18 protein-coding genes are annotated in these 19,340 nt (G+C 54.5%); 10 read left to right on the plus strand and 8 right to left on the minus strand.

Features of this window, described 5'->3' with window-relative positions:
• The first annotated feature begins 16 nt into the window (after positions 1–16).
• The gene (locus BW956_RS08765) at positions 17–1,120 is read left to right on the plus strand and encodes an MBL fold metallo-hydrolase (protein ID WP_076462426.1); all 1,104 of its coding nucleotides are present in this window, start codon (positions 17–19) and stop codon (positions 1,118–1,120) included.
• A gap of 19 nt (positions 1,121–1,139) precedes the next feature.
• Here BW956_RS08765 and BW956_RS08770 read toward each other — a convergent pair whose 3' ends face one another.
• From BW956_RS08770 to ylqF, 3 genes are read right to left on the minus strand one after another with little or no spacing between them, the layout of a single operon-like run.
• Positions 1,140–2,315 (minus strand): BaiN/RdsA family NAD(P)/FAD-dependent oxidoreductase, encoded by a 1,176-nt coding sequence (locus tag BW956_RS08770; RefSeq protein ID WP_076462427.1) that lies wholly within the window; start codon positions 2,313–2,315, stop codon positions 1,140–1,142.
• 30 nt (positions 2,316–2,345) lie between these two features.
• Positions 2,346–2,645 carry a hypothetical protein gene (locus BW956_RS08775; RefSeq protein ID WP_076462428.1) on the minus strand — a complete coding sequence of 100 codons (300 nt, stop codon included), beginning with the start codon at positions 2,643–2,645 and terminating at the stop codon, positions 2,346–2,348.
• On the minus strand, positions 2,635–3,558 hold the full coding sequence (ylqF, locus tag BW956_RS08780) for a ribosome biogenesis GTPase YlqF (RefSeq protein ID WP_010324024.1): 924 nt from the start codon (positions 3,556–3,558) through the stop codon (positions 2,635–2,637). The genes BW956_RS08775 and ylqF overlap by 11 nt, the downstream gene beginning before the upstream one ends.
• 119 nt (positions 3,559–3,677) lie before the next feature.
• Between ylqF and BW956_RS08785 the strand changes: the two genes are divergently transcribed.
• On the plus strand, positions 3,678–4,904 hold the full coding sequence (locus BW956_RS08785) for an EAL and HDOD domain-containing protein (RefSeq protein ID WP_076462429.1): 1,227 nt from the start codon (positions 3,678–3,680) through the stop codon (positions 4,902–4,904).
• A 348-nt stretch (positions 4,905–5,252) separates the two neighbouring features.
• Here the strand turns inward: BW956_RS08785 and rraA are convergent, their stop codons facing one another.
• On the minus strand, positions 5,253–5,747 hold the full coding sequence (gene rraA, locus BW956_RS08790) for a ribonuclease E activity regulator RraA (protein ID WP_076462430.1): 495 nt from the start codon (positions 5,745–5,747) through the stop codon (positions 5,253–5,255).
• A 108-nt stretch (positions 5,748–5,855) separates the two neighbouring features.
• Positions 5,856–8,915, minus strand: a complete 3,060-nt coding sequence (gene ydiJ / locus BW956_RS08795; RefSeq protein ID WP_076462431.1) for a D-2-hydroxyglutarate dehydrogenase YdiJ — start codon at positions 8,913–8,915, stop codon at positions 5,856–5,858.
• Between the two features lie 162 nt (positions 8,916–9,077).
• Here ydiJ and BW956_RS08800 point away from each other — a divergent pair, with 162 nt between their 5' ends.
• Positions 9,078–10,016 (plus strand): LysR family transcriptional regulator, encoded by a 939-nt coding sequence (locus BW956_RS08800; protein WP_083702994.1) that lies wholly within the window; start codon positions 9,078–9,080, stop codon positions 10,014–10,016.
• 64 nt (positions 10,017–10,080) lie between these two features.
• Positions 10,081–10,461, plus strand: coding sequence for a thiol-disulfide oxidoreductase DCC family protein (locus BW956_RS08805; protein ID WP_076462433.1), 381 nt, complete (start codon positions 10,081–10,083; stop codon positions 10,459–10,461).
• A gap of 5 nt (positions 10,462–10,466) precedes the next feature.
• On the opposite strand, the gene yghU is transcribed toward BW956_RS08805, so the two are convergent.
• Positions 10,467–11,318: a glutathione-dependent disulfide-bond oxidoreductase gene (yghU, locus tag BW956_RS08810; protein ID WP_076462434.1), complete on the minus strand. Its 852-nt coding sequence runs from the start codon at positions 11,316–11,318 to the stop codon at positions 10,467–10,469.
• A 194-nt stretch (positions 11,319–11,512) separates the two neighbouring features.
• On the opposite strand from yghU, the gene BW956_RS08815 reads away from it, so the two are divergent.
• Positions 11,513–11,932 carry a DUF4399 domain-containing protein gene (locus tag BW956_RS08815; RefSeq protein ID WP_076462435.1) on the plus strand — a complete coding sequence of 140 codons (420 nt, stop codon included), beginning with the start codon at positions 11,513–11,515 and terminating at the stop codon, positions 11,930–11,932.
• 100 nt (positions 11,933–12,032) lie between these two features.
• Here the strand turns inward: BW956_RS08815 and BW956_RS08820 are convergent, their stop codons facing one another.
• The gene (locus BW956_RS08820; protein WP_139327153.1) at positions 12,033–12,977 is read right to left on the minus strand and encodes an AraC family transcriptional regulator; all 945 of its coding nucleotides are present in this window, start codon (positions 12,975–12,977) and stop codon (positions 12,033–12,035) included.
• Positions 12,978–13,243: 266 nt separating this feature from the next.
• Here BW956_RS08820 and BW956_RS08825 point away from each other — a divergent pair, with 266 nt between their 5' ends.
• The 4 genes from BW956_RS08825 to BW956_RS08840 all read left to right on the plus strand — a co-directional run bounded on the left by BW956_RS08825 (position 13,244) and on the right by BW956_RS08840 (position 17,045).
• Positions 13,244–14,188 (plus strand): alpha/beta hydrolase, encoded by a 945-nt coding sequence (locus BW956_RS08825; protein WP_076462437.1) that lies wholly within the window; start codon positions 13,244–13,246, stop codon positions 14,186–14,188.
• Positions 14,189–14,340: 152 nt separating this feature from the next.
• A complete protein-coding gene (locus BW956_RS22225; protein WP_076462438.1) occupies positions 14,341–15,492 on the plus strand; it encodes a (R)-mandelonitrile lyase in 1,152 nt (383 codons plus the stop codon).
• Between the two features lie 252 nt (positions 15,493–15,744).
• Positions 15,745–16,428, plus strand: coding sequence for a HupE/UreJ family protein (locus BW956_RS08835; RefSeq protein WP_175611985.1), 684 nt, complete (start codon positions 15,745–15,747; stop codon positions 16,426–16,428).
• A gap of 14 nt (positions 16,429–16,442) precedes the next feature.
• Positions 16,443–17,045 carry a hypothetical protein gene (locus BW956_RS08840; protein ID WP_076462440.1) on the plus strand — a complete coding sequence of 201 codons (603 nt, stop codon included), beginning with the start codon at positions 16,443–16,445 and terminating at the stop codon, positions 17,043–17,045.
• Positions 17,046–17,077: 32 nt separating this feature from the next.
• On the opposite strand, the gene BW956_RS08845 is transcribed toward BW956_RS08840, so the two are convergent.
• Positions 17,078–17,977, minus strand: a complete 900-nt coding sequence (locus tag BW956_RS08845) for a LysR family transcriptional regulator (RefSeq protein WP_076462441.1) — start codon at positions 17,975–17,977, stop codon at positions 17,078–17,080.
• A gap of 186 nt (positions 17,978–18,163) precedes the next feature.
• Between BW956_RS08845 and BW956_RS08850 the strand changes: the two genes are divergently transcribed.
• Positions 18,164–19,339: an MFS transporter gene (locus BW956_RS08850; RefSeq protein ID WP_076462442.1), complete on the plus strand. Its 1,176-nt coding sequence runs from the start codon at positions 18,164–18,166 to the stop codon at positions 19,337–19,339.
• Position 19,340 lies beyond the last annotated feature (1 nt).

Genomic DNA, 19,340 nt, shown 5'->3' on the forward strand with positions numbered 1-19,340 from the left:
CAGGAAGACCCCTTCATTGAAATTGGCATTACTCTGGCTGCTGGGCGTGGTTCTGGTAGCATCAGGCTCGGTATGGGCCTATATGCAGCACCCCAAATTCGGCGACTTGCCAACGGGCGATCACCTGAGTCTTCTGCAAACCTCTCCGAACTATCGTGATGGGCAGTTCCAGAACCTGATCGACACACCCATGTTCACACAGGACCAGTCATTCATGTCCGTTCTGTTTGAGAACCTGACGGCAGATTCGGCACAGCTGCGACCTGAACAGGCTATTCCTGCACAACCACTGGATTTTCATGCCCTCGATCCTGATGAGGACCTGGTTATCTGGTTGGGCCATTCATCCTTCTACGTGCAAATGGCCGGCAAACGTATTCTGATCGATCCTGTATTCAGCGATTATGCCGCCCCTGTCCCCTTCGTTGTCAGAGCCTTCGATGGCACCAGCCGCTATACAGCAACTGACCTGCCCGCAATCGACTATTTGCTGATTACCCATGACCACTGGGACCATCTGGATTATGCCAGCATTCAAGCCTTGCAACCCAAGGTTAGCCAGGTAATCACCCCTCTGGGTGTGGGGGGCTATTTACGCAACTGGGGTTACAGTCAGCAGCAGGTTATCGAAGGTGATTGGTACGATGCGTTCGATCTGAACGAACAATTGAAACTTCATCTGATTCCGGCACGCCATTTCTCCGGACGCCTGCTGACGCGTGGCAAGACCCTTTGGGCCGGCTTTGTTCTCGAAGGCAGCGACAAGCGTCTGCTTTTCAGTGGGGATACAGGCTATGGCCCTCACTTTAAGGAGATAGCCACACGCTTTGATGGTTTTGATCTGGTTGCTTTGGATCATGGACAGTACGACGACCGTTGGGCCCATGTACACATGACGCCAGAGCAGGCAGCTCAGGCCGCCGAGGAGCTGGGTGCCAAAACGCTTCTTCCGGCTCATGTAGGCAAGTTTGCCCTGGCAAAGCACGCCTGGGATGAACCCTTCCAGCGTATTACCGCAGCCACAGCCAGTCGGGAGGTAAAACTGCTGACACCTCAAATTGGCGATCAGGTGAGTCTGGACGCCTTAGCGACAGCTCGTTATTCAAGCTGGTGGGAATAACCTGATAGAAAGCGCCGGCTCAGACAAACTGACCGGCGCAATACCCGGATGCCCAGGCCCATTGGAAGTTATGACCGCCAAGGTGACCTGTCACATCCAGACACTCGCCAATGAAATACAGGCCCGGTGCTTTCTTGGCCTCGAAGGTTTTCTGAGAAACTTCATCGGTTTCGATGCCACCCAGCGTAACCTCGGCGGTTCGGTAGCCCTCGGTACCGGAAGGTTTCAGGCGCCAGTGTTTAAACTGCTGCACTACTTCCTGTAGTCGGGCATTACTGTACTGCCCGACTTCACCCTCAAAGTCCCATAGTTCGCAGAGTGTCTGCGCCAGGCGTTTGGTCATGTGCTGCGCCATCAGCGTGCGCAATTCAGCTTTGGGTCGTTGCTGACGCTGCTCTTTCAACCAGGCATCCAGATCCAGCTGAGGCAGAAGGTCGATTTCGATTTCGTCACCCGGCTTCCAGTAGGAAGAAATCTGCAAAATCGAAGGACCACTTAAGCCTCGGTGGGTCAGCAACAGGTTTTCCGTGAAGCTCATGCCGTTGCAGGATACTGTCACCGGCTGGGAAACCCCGGAAAGAGGCTTGAGGTGCTCAAGCAGATCCGGTTGCAGCGTAAAAGGCACCAAGGCTGCCTGCCGTGGTGTCACCTGCAGACCAAACTGTTCAGCCACTTCGTAGGCAAAGCCGGTTGCCCCGCCATTGGGAATGGACAAACCACCGGATGCAATGACCAATGATTCGGCGTCGAACTGGCCGCGCGACGTTCGGACATGATAGCCGGCTGTGCCCTGCTCTACTTCAAACACACTGGTTTCGGTCATCAACTCGGCGCCGGACCATTCACATTCCGTCAGTAGCAGCTGCAGGATTTCCTTGCTGGATTCATTACAGAACAGCTGGCCGGGCGTCTTCTCGTGGTATTCGATACCATGCCTATCCACCAACTCGACAAAGTCGGCTGCACTGAAACGACTGAGGGCCGATTTGCAGAAATGCGGGTTGGCCGAGAGAAAGTTGGCGGGGGTGTTATGCAGATGGGTAAAATTGCAACGCCCGCCGCCGGACATCAGGATTTTGCGCCCGATTTTCTTGGTATGTTCCAGCAGCAATACCTTGCGGCCCCGGTAGGCAGCGGTTGCAGCGCACATGAGCCCTGAGGCACCACCGCCTATGATAATGACATCGTACTTCACTCGTATCTCCACCGGGGTCGCCTGAGTGGCTTAATCTTCGTCAGACTGCTGTGACTGCTCTTTTTTTTCCGCGTTCAACTTGCGGATCTTCTCGGCCAGAGGGCCGCCATGACGGGTACCGCGGCGGCCAGCCTGGGTATCACGTTCCTGAGCTTTCTGTGTAGCCTGGGATTTTTCATACACCGACTGGTGCTTTTTACGCTGCTCTTTCGCTTTCTTGCGACGACTTTCCTTGCTGGTCGGGTCAGCCAGGAGCTCCTGTTTCTTGGGCTTGCGTTCCAGTACCGTCATGCGGGCGCTGTCTTTACGTGATTTCTTGTTACGACTCATGCTTGTTTTCCTCTGCCTCTCGGGCTGCCTCGGCGGCTGCTTCTGCAGCTGCAATCTCGGCTTCAATACGTTTACGTTCCCACTCGTCCACCGTTTCAAAGGTGATACGACCCAGCTTGCCGGCCCGCAACTCTGTCAGCAGGATGCCGGAAGCCTTGTTCAAATCGACGATGCCGCCCGGACGAAGACAACCGCGTTTACGGCCCAGCGCATCCAGCATGCTGTCGCGGTCTTCCGGCAAGGTTTTGAGCTTGTAGCGCTCCATCACACGCTCCGGATAATCCTCCAGCAGGAAACCCGCGGCATAGGTTGCCACCATTTCATGCTCGATGGCCGTGTCTTTAATCGCGCCACTGGCTGCCAGACGGTAACCTGAATCCGGGTCTTCGATCTTCGGCCAGAGAATCCCCGGCGTGTCAGACAAGGCCATGCCGTTGTGAACGCTGTATCGTTTCTGCGCCTTGGTCACCGCCGGTTCGTTACCTACCTTGGCAATCTTGCGGCCCAACAGTGCATTGATCAGGGTGGATTTGCCCACATTGGGAATACCCATGATCATGGCGCGTACCGGACGTTCCTGACGTACCCGCGCCGGCACCATCTTCTTGCACAGTTCAGGAATCTGTTTGATCTGTTTTTTCTGCTGGGTATCCAGAGCCACGGCCAGGGTGTTTTCACGGGCGTTCAAGTAGTCCAGCCACTCCTGAGTGCGCACGGGGTCGGCCAGATCCTGCTTGTTCAGCAGTTTCAGCACCGGCTTGGCGCCTCTGAGTTGCTCAACCAGGGGGTTCTCGCTCGACATGGGCAGACGCGCATCCAGCACCTCAATTACCACGTCGATCTCGTCCATCACCTGCGCGATCTCTTTACGCGCCTTGTGCATATGGCCGGGGAACCAGTTGATAGAAGTCATCGTGAAGTCCAGCAATTTTCAAAACGGGGCGTTATTATAGCGCCCAGAGTGATTCAACCATACCTAAGTGTTAAAATTGGTGTGTTAACCCATCCATGTCGATCAATTCGAGGATACGAATGGAAGCCTCTTCTGAGCAAAGCCAGGCGATGCTGGCGCGCCAGCCCATCTTTGACCACCAGCAACGTGTCATTGCCTATGAGGTGCTGTACGGCGCCGATCACCATCTTGATGCCATGGCTCTAGCCAACCCTGAAGCTGAGTCCAGCTCCGAGCTGCTGCTGCATGCCTATACCAGCATCTCGGACCAGGGTGAGGTCAAACGCGTACCGGCCTTTATCCAGGTCAGCCCGCGCATGATCCTCGAGGGTAGCGTTCCGGCATTGCCAGCGAAACAGATTGTACTGTGCATTCGCCTGACCGAGCCCAAGAACATGGAACTGCTCAAGGCGATCCACCAGATGGTGAAGGATGGCTATCGTTTTGCGCTGACCGACTTTGAATTCAGCCCTGATTTTGACACTGCGCTGAAACTGGCGAAGATCGTTAAGGTCGATGTAGCCGACAAAACCACCGAACAGCTGGTGGAACTGGCCGGACAACTTGCGCCTTACAAAACCACTTTGATGGCCAGCAATATCAGCCAGTTCGACACTCTGGAAAGCTGTATCGAGAGCGGCTACAAGCTGTTTCAGGGCAGCTTCCTGAGTAAGCCCAAGGCGGTGAAAGGCCGTAACGTCAACGCCAACCAGATCGCCATGATGCAGTTGATCCAGGAGCTGCAGAAGCCCAATACCACGCCGGAAAAGCTTGAATACCTGATCATCCGCGACCCGATCCTCACCTACAAGCTGCTGCGTATCGTCAACTCTGCCGCCTATTCTCTGGTCCGTCAGGTTGAATCGGTTGCCGAAGCTGTGGTGCTGCTGGGCATGGAGCAGGTCCGCAAATGGGCCAGCCTGATTGCCATGTCAGCCAACAGTGACAAGCCTGAAGAGCTGACCCGTATCCTGCTGACCCGTGGCCACATGTGCGAAATGATCGCGGAAACCCAGAAGATGCCGAACCCGTCCAGCTTTTTCATGGTGGGCATGATGTCTGGCCTGCATGCCATGCTGGATATTGATCAGGCCACCCTGCTCGAGCAGCTGCCATTGGGTGAAGACACCAAGGCAGCCCTGGCAAAAGGCGAAGGCCCCATGGGTATCTTGTTGAATCAGGTACTGGCTTACGAGAATGGTGACTGGGACTTGTTGCCAAGCGACTTTGATATCTCGCTGTATGAAGCGGCCTACCGACACAGTCTGAAGTGGACCAAAGATGCCATGCAAGCGATGTACGAATAAGTACACGCTTATCGCTTACACAGGAAGTTCAATCAGTTAGCTTAGATTCTTAAACTGCAGACAAAAGAAAGGCACGCATCGGGCGAAGGGGTACCAGATGCGTGCAGTAACGTCCCTATGTGCTCGGCTGACCGAGCCAGCGTACGTCCTCGGTGCGCTGTTGACCTAAGTATAGACAGAGCTGAAAAATTTTCGCCCGAAAAATTGCTTATTTTTTGTACTTTATTTTTATATCTTCGATATCAGGCAATTAGAGACGAAAGCTATACTTGGCTTTAAGTAAACAGGCAGGATGTTGAAAAATAGTAGGGGTCAACCGGACGGCCAACCCCGAGTGGAAAACAGATATCAGTCTTCCGGCAGTTCCAGCTTGCGAGGCGCAACCAGCACACCGTTATTGTCGGCATAGACGAACTCACCCGGGCGGAAGGTAACACCACCGAAGGTGACCGGTACATTCAGCTGACCCACGCCCAGTTTCTCGGTTTTCATCGGATGCGTTGCCAGTGCCTGAACCCCCAGGTTCTCCAGCGCACCGATGGCGTTCACATCACGGATGCAACCGTAAATGATGATGCCTTCCCAACCGTTCTTTTCGGCTTTCTCAGCGAGCATGTCGCCCAGCATGGCACGACGCAGAGAGCCACCGCCATCAACAACCAGCACCTTGCCCTCGCCCGGCTGAGCAACCTGCTCACGTACCAGAGAGTTGTCTTCGAATGCCTTGATAGTGACGATTTCACCACCGAAGGTTTCACGGCCACCGAAGTTGGCAAACATGGGTTCAACAACCTGAACCAGCTCTTCGAAATGGTCACAGAGATCGGGCAGCAGATCTTGCATCGGACGCTCCTCGCTAAAAATGATGTTGTCAGCCGGGCATCATGGCTGATTCATGCTGCATTTGCACTACAACTTAAGTACCCGGCATTTACGCAGTTATTACCCACATCAAGAGGCTTTAAGCACGTCCAAAAGCGCTTGAGCAGGATGCGGTAACTGTTTGTCGTCAAAACGTTTTACCTGCGAGCGACATGAGTATCCCGTCGCGACCAGGCGCCCCTTGTTTTCGGGCTGGTTTACAATGCCACGCCAGCTCAGCTCGTAGATATCCTTGGAGCGCTGCAGGTTGTCACTCTCATGGCCAAAGGTGCCGCTCATGCCACAGCACCCGGTTGAAACCACTTCCAGCTCCTGGCCCAGCGCGGCAAAGATGTTCTGCCACTGGCGCAAGGATGGTGCTGCAGAGGTTTTCTCGGTGCAGTGTGCCATAAGGCGGAATACCTGTTTGCTGCCTCCCACTTCACGGCTTTGGAAACGCTCGGTCTGAGTGCTGAGCCACTCCTGGATCAGCTGTACCGGCGGCAATTCACCCTCAATCACATCCTTGTACTCCTGACGATAGGTCAGCGTCATGGACGGATCGATACCGACCAAGGGCAGGTCTTCATCGGCAATTTGCTGCAGCATCTGTGCATTGCGCTTTGCAGCCTTGTCGAAGGCACTCATGAAGCCGTGCACATGCAGTGGCTTGCCGTTTGGCATGAAAGGCGCCACCAGCACATAGAAGCCCAAACGACTAAGCAGATCGATCACGTCCATTACCAGCCGGGTTTCGAAGTAGCTGGTGAAGGCATCCTGTACCAGTACAACGGTCCGTTCACGCTGGGCATCGGTCAGTCCTTCGATCACATCCGGGGTCGCCAGCTCGATACCGCGCTCATCCAGCCCCTGCTTGAGGCTGTTGGTGCAGATAACTGGGCTATCAACCATGCCACCCACGCGTCGCATAAAGCTGCGCACCAGTGTATTGCGCATGGCCCAGTTATAAGGTGCCGGGAACCTGGAAAGCGTCGGAATCATGTATTCCAGGCTACCAACCATGTAGTCTTTCATCGGGCGCAGGTAACGTCCGTAGTAGACCTCCAGGAAACGGGCACGGAAATCGGGCACGTTTACCTTGATCGGGCACTGACCAACACAGGACTTACAGGCCAGACAGCCCATCATCGCTTCGTGTACTTCATTGGAGAAGTCGTATTCACCCTTGTTCTTGCCAAGGGTGTTGCGGATGCGCTTGGGCAGGTTGCGAATAAAGCCACGCTGACGAATCTGTTCCGCTTCAGCGGTGACGTCCACCCCACGATTAGCCATCAGGCGCAGCCATTCACGAATCAGGGATGCACGGCCTTTCGGAGAATGGATACGCTCACGAGTCCCTTTCCAGCTTGGGCACATGGCGTCATTCGGATCGTAGTTGTAGCAGGCGCCGTTGCCGTTACAGTTCATGGCCGAATCGTATTGATCACGCACCGGCTCACTGATTTGGCGGTCGTACTGCCCACGGGTGGCCACCTGGTCGATCTTCAGCAGTTCAGCGCCTTCAATCATGGGCGTTGCGATCTTGCCGGGGTTAAGCTGGTTGCGCGGATCGAAGCAGCCCTTGATCTGCTGCAGTACCGGGTACAGCGGTCCGAAAAACTCGGGGGCATATTCAGAGCGCACGCCCTTGCCATGCTCACCCCACAGCAAGCCCTTGTATTCCTGCGTCAGGCGCACAACTTCATCGGTAACTTCACGAATCAGCGTTTCCTGCTCGGGGTCTTTCATATCGATGGCCGGACGCACATGCAATACACCTGCATCCACATGGCCAAACATGCCATAGGCCAGGCCGCGGTCATCCAGCACCTTGCGGAACGCCATGATGAAGTCAGCCAGGTTCTCAGGCGGGACTGCGGTGTCTTCAACAAAGGGGATAGGACGTTTCTGACCCTGAGCATTGCCCAGAAGACCTACAGCCTTCTTGCGCATGCCCCAGACCTTGTTGATCTCGGCCGCACCATAAACCACTGTGTAACCGAAGCTCTTGCCGGCTTCGCCGTTGACGCTTTCCAGGTGCTGGCAGAGTTTTTCTACCTTGGCACGCAACTCGGCTTCATCATCACCGGTGTATTCCACCAGATTGATACCCTGAATTGCCGGGTCACCTTCTTTTTCCGGGAAGTAGTCACGGACTGTATCCCAGACGATATCCCCCATGGCCAGGTTCAGAACCTTGGAATCAATCGTTTCGACAGACGTCGGCTGCCACTCCATCAGCGCCTTGGCATCACGCAGCGATGTTTCGAAGCTGTCGTACTTGATGTTGACCAGGGCGGCATACTTGGGAATGGGCAGTACATTCAGTTTGGCTTCGGCAATAAACGCCAGGGAGCCTTCTGCACCGCAGAGAATGGAGTTCAGGTTAAAGCGGCCGGACTCATCACGGATGTGTGCCAGGTCGTACCCTGTCAGGCAGCGATTGAGCTTGGGAAAACAAGCAGCAATTTCATCCTGTTTGCTGCGTTGAATATCATCCAGCAGACGGTGGACTTCACCGACACGGTCCGTGCGCTGCTTGTGCTCTTCCAGCGTCTCGTCATCAATGGGGCCGGACTCCCACAAGGTGCCATCCAGCCAGACACTGGTCAGACCCAACACATGGTCACGTGTTTTGCCGTAGAGCACTGAGCCCTGACCACTGGCATCGGTGTTGATCATACCGCCGACAGTGGCGCGGTTGCTGGTCGACAGCTCAGGTGCGAAGAACAGGCCATAGGGCTTGAGCGCCGCGTTCAACTGATCTTTGACTACCCCGCCCTGCACGCGTACCCAGCGCTCATCCGGATTGATCTCCAGAATGCGGTTCATGTGTTTGGACACATCGACAATCAGGCCATCGGTAAGCGACTGACCGTTTGTACCTGTACCGCCACCACGGGCGCTGAGTACCAGGTTTTTGAAGCGTGGTTCATTGGCCATAGCCGCGATCATCATCAGATCATCGGTATTTTTCGGGTAGAGCACACCCTGAGGCAGTACCTGATAGATACTGTTATCGGTGGCGAGAACCGTACGGTTGGCATAGTCCGGGTTGAGATCACCCTTGAAGCCTTTTTGCTTAAGCGTTTCGATAAAGTCCAGGTAAAGGCTCTGGGTGTCATCGATCTGGTCGATACGAGGGATCATGTCATTCTCCACTGCCTGCTGGCTGTACCCTCAAGCCATCAGGCGCGGGTATCTGGCTGGCACATCAATCGGCAATTGTTCAATTGCGGGTAATGATGCAAAATCCTGATTTATCATTCAAATGATTAAATTCTATTAATTAATCATTTTTAGAGATTAATAATGAGCAACATCAGTATCCGCCATGTTCAGGCATTCATAGAGGTGGCACGCAGCGGCAGCTTCACTCGTGCCGCCGAGCATTTGCACCTGACCCAATCGGCACTCACGGCCACCATTAAACAGCTTGAGCAGGATGCAGGTTTAACGCTGTTTGATCGCACAACCCGCCGCGTAGTGCTCAGTGCAGAAGGTGAACACTTCATGCCGGTGGCCGAGCGCCTGGTGTCGGATTTCAATGCGGCACTGGACGATCTGCGTGCGCGAGCGGAATTGCAGCAGGGGAAAGTGAGCATGGCCGGCTCCCCTTCTGTTGTGACTCGCCTGATACCCGGCGCCCTGGTGGAGTTTCGCCGCCAGTACCCGTCCATTCAAGTCGATATCCGGGATGAAAGCGCCGGCAGTCTTGAGCAGCGGGTATTGAATAATGAAGTCGATTTTGCCATTGCCGGCAACCATTCGCAGCAGCCAGAGCTGAGTTACAGCCCCCTGCTGAGTGACCGTTATGGTCTGGTACTGCCTGCGGACCATCCGCTGGCCCGGATGCGGCTGCTGAGCTGGCAGCAATTACCGGACGACGATCTGTTACTGTTGTCAGAAGATACCGGCATACGCGCGCAGCTTCAGCGTTTCAGTCAAAGCGGCCATATCCCCGTCCAGCTTGATCATGTTCAGATTGAGGTCTCCAACCCGGCGGGAATGGCCGCCTTGATCAGCAAGGGGCTTGGCGTCTCCCTGCTGCCGGCCCTGGCCGCCGATACCCACTCGTTCGCGGGTGTCGCTTTCGTTCCGCTGCATGACCCCGTGGTTGAGCGCGAAATCTGCGTCATTACCCGCAAGGGACGTGCACTATCGCCTGCAGCGGCGGCGCTGCTGGACACCGCTCGCCAGCACCTGGCCAAGGTTGATCTGCCCAACTGGGTAGAAACCCTGCATGATTAAAGGTTAATCTCAATAATCCGTATCGGAAGGAACGACGTAAAGGCAATGTGTTAACGGAGGAACCATGCCGAACAAACCTATACTCTTTTTCGATGGGCAGTGCCCGCTTTGTCGACGTGAGATCGCTCATTACCAGCGCCTCGACAGCGAGCAGCGAGTGGACTGGCAAGATCTGTTTGATCCCGCGACCCGCCTGGAACCGTGGAACCTGGACAAACTTGATGCCATGCGTGTCATCCACGCCATCGGGCAAGACGGCCAAGTCCTTAAAGGGGTAAACGCTTTTATGGCGATATGGCAGGAGCTCCCCTACTACCGGCAGCTGGCTATGGTGATTCGAACCTTGCGCCTGGAGAGCTTGTTAAATTGGGCCTATCTCAAGTTTGCCAGCAGACGCTTCAAATCACGTTGCAAAGAGGGCTGCAGTCTTCCACCGCAGCCCTGACCGGTTTATTGGCCCAGAGCGTCCAAGTCACTGGCATCATGACGTTCGGGTAGCTGGTCCTCGGGGGCTCCCCAGTTGCGATTGACCTTGCGCCCGCGCTTCACAGCCGGGCGTTCATTAATCTGCTTTGCCCAACGCATAACATGGGTGTAACTCTCCACATCCAGGAACTCGGCCGCGTTATAAAGGCGGCCAAGTACCAGTGCGCCATACCAGGGCCAGATAGCCATGTCGGCAATAGTGTATTCATCTCCCGCTATGTAGGTATTCTCGGCCAACTGTTTATCCAGTACATCCAGCTGTCGTTTCACCTCCATGGTATAGCGGTCAATCGGGTATTCGAATTTTTCCGGCGCATAGGCATAGAAGTGGCCAAAACCACCGCCCAGGAAAGGCGCACTGCCCATTTGCCAGAATAACCAGTTCATGACCTCGGTACGTGCACTCAGCTCGCTGGGCAAAAACGCATCAAACTTTTCCGCCAGGTAGAGCAAAATTGAACCTGACTCAAAAATCCGCAGCGGTGGTTGCACGCTCTGGTCAACCATGGCCGGAATTTTTGAGTTGGGATTGGCAGACACAAAGCCGCTGCCGAACTGGTCCCCTTCGGAAATTTTGATCAGGTAGGCATCGTACTCAGCTCCCTTGTGTCCCAGCGCCAACAGCTCTTCCAGCATTATGGTCACTTTGACGCCGTTGGGTGTCGCCAGAGAATAAAGCTGCAAAGGATGCTTACCCACCTTCAGGGGCGCTTCATGGGTGGCTCCGGATATTGGGCGGTTAATACTGGCAAACTGTCCGCCACTGGGTTGTTCCCATTTCCAGACCGTCGGTGGCGTATAAGTTTGATCGGACATTACGAACTCCTTTCTGATCAGACAACAACCTGCGGCTGCGTGCTGTGTAACATGAAGGTTGACGGCCAAATGGCATCGCCAGTTCTTCAAGATATGGCATCAACTTTGTAAATCTCAACTACCCTTGATGATGTACTGGAGCAAATCCAACAACACATCCCTGTGCCCCCAACTTCCAGGCAAGGAGTGCATCTATGATGAGACATCTAATGGCGTCCGTTCTGGCAGCTCTTTTTTCACAAGGCGTCATTGCTCAAGAGTCAGCCAACCCAGCGCCTGCCGACGCCAAGGCCTACATCATTTCACCTGCTGATGGAGCAACAGTGCCGCAGACGTTCCATGTACAGTTTGGCTTGATGGGCATGGGTGTAGCACCGGCCGGCACAGACAAGGCCAACACTGGCCATCACCATCTGATGATTGATGGTAAGCAGATGCCCATGGCGGGCAAGGCAATGGGTGACGAGGTCATGCATTTTGGTGGCGGACAAACCGAAACAACCCTGACCTTGCCACCCGGCAAGCACACCCTTCAGTTGATCCTGGGGGATATGGCCCATGCGCCACACCATCCACCGGTTATGTCTGAAGTAGTGACGATTACAGTCGAATAAAGGCAGGTATTGGGCCAAGTATTGCCCGACCTCTTACCAACTCCAGCGTTTTGAATGGGCCGCAGCAAGGGAATGCACTGCGGACCATTCAGCTTTTGTCTCAGCTACCCGTATTAGCTATCTGATCAGTGCGCTTGCGTAAGGCTTCCACATCACGCTTTGGTGGCGCACCAAAAGCGCGGCTGTATTCGCGGCTGAACTGAGATGGGCTTTCATAACCGACTTGAAAGGCGGCTTTGGCTGCATCCAGACCATCATTCACCATCAGTCGCCTGGCTTCTGTCAGTCTCAGCCACTTTTGATATTGCAGCGGGCTTTTGGCCGTTAATTGCCTGAAGTTATGGTGCAGGCTGGATGAGCTCATCTGCACATGCGCTGCCAATTCATCAATACGCAGAGGCTGGTTGTAGTGATTCTTTAACCAGTCAATGGCACGTGAAATCCGCTGACTTTGGCTACCCGCCGATACGATTTTCCATAGCCGTGCCGCCAGGTCGCTTTTCAATAAACGGTAGTGAATTTCACGTTTGATCAAGGGAGCGATAACCGGGATATCTTCAGGCCGATTCATCAGCGCCAGTAAGCGATTGAATGGCTCCAGCAGATCAGGTGTCAGCTGGCCGATATACGCCCCCTCCTCGCTTAATTTCTCCTGCGGAGGCGATAGCCGATGATGGGAAATCAATTCCGCAATAATGTTCAGATCAAGGTTAAACACCAGGCCCATCGACGGTTGCTCCGGCGAGGCTTCCAGCACCTGCGAACGCGCGGGGAGGTCCAGTGAGGTCAAAAGGAAATGGCTGGGATCATAACGGTAAGCATGATCACCGATAATAAGCTGTTTAACGCCCGAGGCCACTAGCACAATACTGGGTTCGACGACGCATTCACAAGGCTCGGTCATGGTCTCACGCCGAAACAGGAACAAGCTGGAAATGGATGTTTCCACATCTTCCTGATCAGCTGTCCAGTGATCAATCATGGCTGCCAATTGCCCATGAAGCATTTCAAGGGTTGGGTGTGAAGGCGGGTATTGTGTGGCCATAGCAGTCTCCAGATAGGATATAGGCAGACCTTAGCTCGCGCGCGCGTAGCTGTCGAAGGGTTATCCAGCTATTTGCAGGATCAGGCAATAACCTTGCGGAATCATTATACCGCCAGCCAACTCAGCTCTCCCAAAATGCCAATCACCAGCTGGCAATCAGGCTTCTTTGCCTGAAAGATCGCGACACACATTTAGCTGCCAGCGTAATAAACCGGGGTGGCCCCAATTACTTGTGTGGACCACCTCCAAGCACCTGGAGGCACTTAATGGGTAACTACATTTTCTCACTCAGCGATAACGTCATCCGCAAACCCGTCAGCTACAAGAACCGCTTCGGCATTACCCTGGCTGCAGATCTATACCTGCCAGCGGATTTCGACGCCGATGCATCCTATCCCGCTCTGCTGATCGGCGCTCCCTACGGTGGTGTTAAGGAACAGGGCCCAGGCATTTATGCCAACGAACTGGCCCAGCGCGGATATGTGGCGCTTACGTTCGACCCGTCCTACAACGGTGACTCAACGGGTCAGCCTCGACATTTGTCATCCCCGGAAATATTTGTCGAAGATTTTCATGCCGGTGTTGATTTTCTGGGCACCCAGGCTGGCGTTGACCGTAACCGCATCGGTGTTATCGGTATTTGCGGCTCCGGCAGCTTTGGCCTGAGCGCTGCACAGGTAGACAAGCGTATCAAGGCGGTTGCAACTGTCAGCATGTACGACATTTCCAAGCTCCATGCCGAAGGGTTTGCCGGCACTTTGGATGAAGATGCCCGTAATCAGGCCCTTGATGCACTGGCAGCACAGCGCTGGGCCGAGTTCGAGAGTGGTCGCCCGGAACTGAGCGAGCGCGGCTCACCACTGCAGATTGACGAAGACACCCACGCCATCGGTTGCGAGTTCGGTGAGTTCTATTCCCGCCCGCGTGGTTATCACCCGAACTCAATCACACAGTTTACGCAAACCTCAGCGCTGTCATTCATGAACTTCCCGCTGCTGGACAAGCTGTCATGGATTGCGCCGCGCCCGGTGCTGTTAATCATGGGTGAAGAGGCACACTCCCGTTTCTACAGCGAAGATGTGTTCGCGGATGCTGCGGAGCCCAAAGAGCTCTATATCGTGCCAGGTTCAAACCATGTCGATCTCTATGACCGCACTGACGTGATTCCTTTCAACAAGCTGGACAACTTCTTCACCGCTGCACTGGTGTAAGACCTCCGGCGGCGGGCAGCTCGCCGCCGGCTTCTGAGGATTAGGCAAGAAACACGTTGAATCGTGTTACAGGCAACCAGCGCCACTTTGTTTGAATGAATTCAATCAGGTTCTTAAACGGTTTATCCATTGGAAACGCCAGGGAGATTATGATGACACTCAAGACTGGACGCTTTAACACCGCTGCACTGGCACTGACAGGCTGTCTCGCCAGCTACGGTGCTCATGCTGACGACCATGCTCATTCGGCTCAGACGCATTATCCGCATGGATCTCAAAGCTCTTTTGAAGGCCCTGACAACCTGTTTACCGGCAATGTCAGTGTCGATATTCTCTTTCCCGAAAACGAAGATACCAACTTTTCCGGCGCATACGTAACCTTTGAGCCTGGCGCACGAACAGCCTGGCACTCTCACCCGGCTGGCCAGCACATGGTTGTTACCAGCGGCACCGCTCTTACTGGCACCCGTGATGGCAAAGTGATCAAATTCACCGAAGGTGAGACCGTCTGGTGTCCGCCGGGTGAAGATCACTGGCACGGCGCCACACCTCACGCATCCATGACGCACCTGGTGGTTACCGGCAGCAAGGATGGTGAGAATGTTGTCTGGAAAGAGAAAGTAACCGATGCGCAGTACGCGGCTGGTAATACCGATACCGGCCCGACGTTCAAAGCGCTGAATGCGCAGCAACAAGCCATTGTGCCCATTGCAGCCTTTGCTGCCAGCGGTGATATGGCATCATTGAAAGTGGCCATGGCTGACGGCCTGGATGCAGGCCTGACGGTGAACGAAATCCGTGAAATTCATGTTCACCTCTATGGCTACACCGGCTTTCCGCGTGCACTTAATGCCATGGCAAACCTGATGACACTGGTTGAAGAGCGCAAAGCAAACGGTATCAATGATCCTGTCGGCCCTCAGCCCTCTTCAATCCCTGAAGGAGAGTCCAGCCTGGTGATTGGCGAACAGGTACAGACTGAACTGGTGGGTCGCCCGGTATCCGGACCTCTGTTCGATTTTGCACCGGTCATGAATACTTACCTGCAGAGCCACCTGTTTGGTGACATCTTTGCACGCGGTATCTTCGACTATGAACACCGCGAGCTCATCACCGTCGCTGCTTTGGCCAGCCTGGATGGTGCCGAGCCTCAACTGGCGGCCCATATTCGCATGGCAACCAACGTGGGTGTGACTGAAGCGCAGTTGCATGATATTGCAGCCTCTCTGGCTCACACCATTGGCCGCAAGCAAGGTCAGCGCGTGGAGCAGGCAATCGAGAATGTACTGCACGCCGAAGGCTAAATTGCACTGATCGTTTTACACTTTCACCCGCGCCTTACGAAAGCATTCAGGCGCGGGTTTTATTTTTTAGGGCCACAGGAAGAATTTTACAGCCGGAAGTCTGAAATAAATGGCTCCGAAGTAGCCTGTTGCCTCGGAATTTGACGCGCTAGCCTCTGTAGACTCGATGAACGTGCAGGTACAGGCTATATGCGAACACCCTCCCAATTTGAAAGTCTTAGCCGGGCACTCGCATGCTCTAGCTGTCTGGTAATGTTTAGTCTTTTCCTCAGCTTGGGTGCTTTGGCTGCGTTGATCCCCGGCAGTGCATGGGCACACGGTGTGGCGGAGGGCGATGCGTCTTTCATTGAAAATGTCAGTGGTCAGCACCTGATCCCGTTCATGTATCTGGGCGCCAAACATATGGTCACAGGCTACGACCACCTGTTGTTTCTGCTTGGCGTTATTTTCTTTTTGCACCGCATGAAGGATGTAGGCCTTTACGTCACACTGTTTGCCATTGGGCATAGCACTACCCTGCTTTACGGAGTACTCAGCGGTACCGAAATCAGCCCCTACCTGGTCGATGCCATTATCGGCTTTTCCGTAGTGTACAAGGCACTTGATAACCTGGGCGCCTACCCACGCTGGTTCGGGTTCCAGCCCGATACCAGGGCAGCCGTGCTCATTTTCGGTTTCTTCCATGGCTTTGGCCTGGCGACCAAATTGCAGGACTTCAGCCTGTCACCCGATGGTCTGGTGCCTAATATCCTCGCGTTCAATGTCGGCGTCGAGATAGGCCAGCTACTGGCTCTGGCCGGCATTCTGATTCTGATGAACCTGTGGCGACAATATCCTGCTTTTTCGCGTCACGCCGTTGCGGCCAATGTCAGCCTGATGACATCGGGCTTTTTGCTTATGGGCTACCAGCTAAGTGGTTATTGGCTCACTCGATAAAAGGAGCGTGCAACATGACTGACAGCCTTCATAACAACCCTGTTTCGGCACCGTCCTGCGGTCAACTGCTTAAAGCGACTCTGGGTTCCATCTGCATTGCCGCCCTTTTATTGGTAACGACGGTGCTGCCTGCCGAATATGGAATTGATCCGACCGGTCTGGGTAAGGCACTTGGACTGATGCAGCTGAATGAAGCGACTCCAGTAACAGCAGCCGAGCTATCTACCGAACCAGCTGCCAACAACGTTCAGGCAAGTGATGTTGAGTCTGAAAATCTGTTGAAAGCAGCAACAGAGCTTCGATCTGATACTCTCAAAATTCCTCTAATGCCGGGCCAGGGCGCCGAGATAAAATCCCGAATGATGCCCGGCAACCATTTTGTGTTCACCTGGCAGGTCGAAGGCGGCAGGGTATCCTTTGATATGCATGGTGAAAGACCCAACTCCGGTGGTGCCTTTACCAGCTTCTGGCTGGGCGATGATACGCAGCAGTCCAGCGGTGCCTTTACCGCACCCTTTGAAGGCACGCATGGCTGGTATTGGGAAAACAAGGGCGATACACCTGTTACGGTAGTCCTGCAGACACATGGCTTTTATGGCGACCTCTATATGCCCTGACACTAACAAGATGCCGGCATAAAGCAGGGCCTTTAGGCATCGAATTTCTCTACCAGGTAATCGATAAACACACGTACCCGTGCTGGCATATTGGTTCCGCCGATAAAAACCGCGTGGATCGCCTCGGTATCGCCAGGATTGAACTCATCCAGCAGAGTCACCAGTCGCCCAGAAGCGAGCTCGGCATCGATATGGAAATTGCCCATTCGTGTAATTCCCATACCCGCCAGTGCCAGCTGTACCAGTGTTTCGCCATTGTTCGCTTGCACATTCCCGCTAACGGGCAGCATGAGACGCTCCCCGTTCACCAGAAATGGCCAACCCGGTTCAATACGCTTGAAACTGAAGTCCATGCAGTTAAACCGGTTCAACTGTTCCGGCGTTTCCGGATAGCCGTGTGTTTTCAGGTATTCCGGGGATGCCACCACGGACCGCCCCGTTTCACCGAGACGACGCGCACTCAGCAGACTGTCGGGGAGAGGACCAAAGCGAATAGCAACATCAACGTGCCCTGCTTCGACATCAGCAATTTCATCGCTGAGCTGCAGATCCACATTGATATCGGGATAACGTGACAGAAACGCGGGTATCAATGGCACAATCGACAAACGCCCGTGAGCCAGACCGGCACTGATGCGCACCACACCCTTGGGCCTGGCACGGTCGGCCAATGCGGTTTCAGTCTGGTTAAGATCGGGGAGTATCCGGCGGGCCGCCAGTGCGTAGTCTTCGCCTTCACGGGTCAGCCTCAGGTTGCGCGTCGTTCTGACAACAAGCCTAACACCCAGTCGTTGCTCTATGCGTGTTACTAAACGGCTCACTGCCGATGGCGTAAGCCCCAGCTCTCGTGCTGCGCCGCTCAAAGAACCGGCACAGGCGACCGCCAGAAAGGTTTCCATCTCGGTGGTGCGATCCGCACGTCTGCTTTCCATTTTAAGCCCCCCTTTTCCGGTGCTGCGGAAAGCAGGCACCTGTGTAACAGCTTGATCATGACCGCTGGTGATTGCACGGATCTATTTGTGATTTTAATTCAAAGCTGAGTGACCTTAACACCTGTTTTTCAACGCCAAGGGCTTGTGTACATTCCGCACAGGAACAACCAATCCACTGGAGTACACATGAAATCAAACCTGCCCCTGCTGGCTCTTGCACTGGGAGCGTTCGGAATCGGGGTTACTGAATTTTCACCTATGGGCATGTTGTCTGTCATAGCCGGCGACCTGGAGGTCAGCATTCCGACTGCCGGCATGCTGATCAGTGCCTATGCTTTTGGTGTTGTGGTGGGCGCGCCAATCATGACACTTGGCTTTGCCAATATGTCACGCCGCAGCCTGCTCCTGTTGGCCATGAGCATCTTTACGCTTGGCAACCTGATCTCTGCGCTTTCCGATAGCTACAGCGCCCTGCTGTTCGGTCGGGTGCTGACTTCATTCAACCATGGCGTGTTTTTTGGCGTGGGGTCAGTCGTTGCAACTCAACTGGTGCCACCCGAGAAACGTGCTGGCGCAGTGGCAGCCATGTTTTCAGGCCTCACCATTGCCAATATCGGCGGTGTTCCGCTGGCGACCTATATCGCTGAAACCATCGGCTGGCGCACCGCATTTATGGGCATGACCGCTCTGGGGCTGGTAACACTGATTGCCCTGCGTGTGTCCCTGCCGAAACTGGCGGTACAAGAACAAGCCAGCCTGGCCAATGAAGTGCGAGTATTGGGCAAGGGGTCCGTTTTATTTGCCCTGCTGCTGACGGTTGTCGGCTCCAGCTCGATGTTTACGGTTTTCAGTTACATAGCGCCCATTCTGCAGGATGAAGCCGGTGTTGGCCCTCTGTTCGTGACGGCAATGCTGGTGCTGTATGGCCTCGGTCTAGCCGTGGGCAACCTGCTATCGGGCCGCTATGCCGACCGCAACCTGACAGGTACTTTGGTGCTCTCCATGCTGACAACAATGGTTCTGCTGACGGTATTCGCCGCTACCATGCAGGTCACCTGGATTATTCCTCCGCTTATTTTCGCCTGGGGTATTACCAGCTTCGCGGTGGTTCCACCCTTGCAGGCCCTGGTCATCTCGGAAGCCGAAGATGCGCCAAACTTGGCATCGTCCATGAATATTGCCGCGTTCAACCTGGGCAATGCCACAGGTGCAGCATTAGGTGGTGCCGTTATCCATCTTGGTCTGGGGCTACCCAGCGTAGCACTGGCGGGTGCCGCTACCTCTGCAGCGGGCCTGGTCCTGGTAATACTGTTTCAGCGGCACAAGAAAGCCCAGGAAGCAGTGTTGGCTGAAGCCTGCTAAA

This window comes from Marinobacterium stanieri, assembly GCF_900155945.1.
Lineage (GTDB): Bacteria > Pseudomonadota > Gammaproteobacteria > Pseudomonadales > Balneatricaceae > Marinobacterium > Marinobacterium stanieri.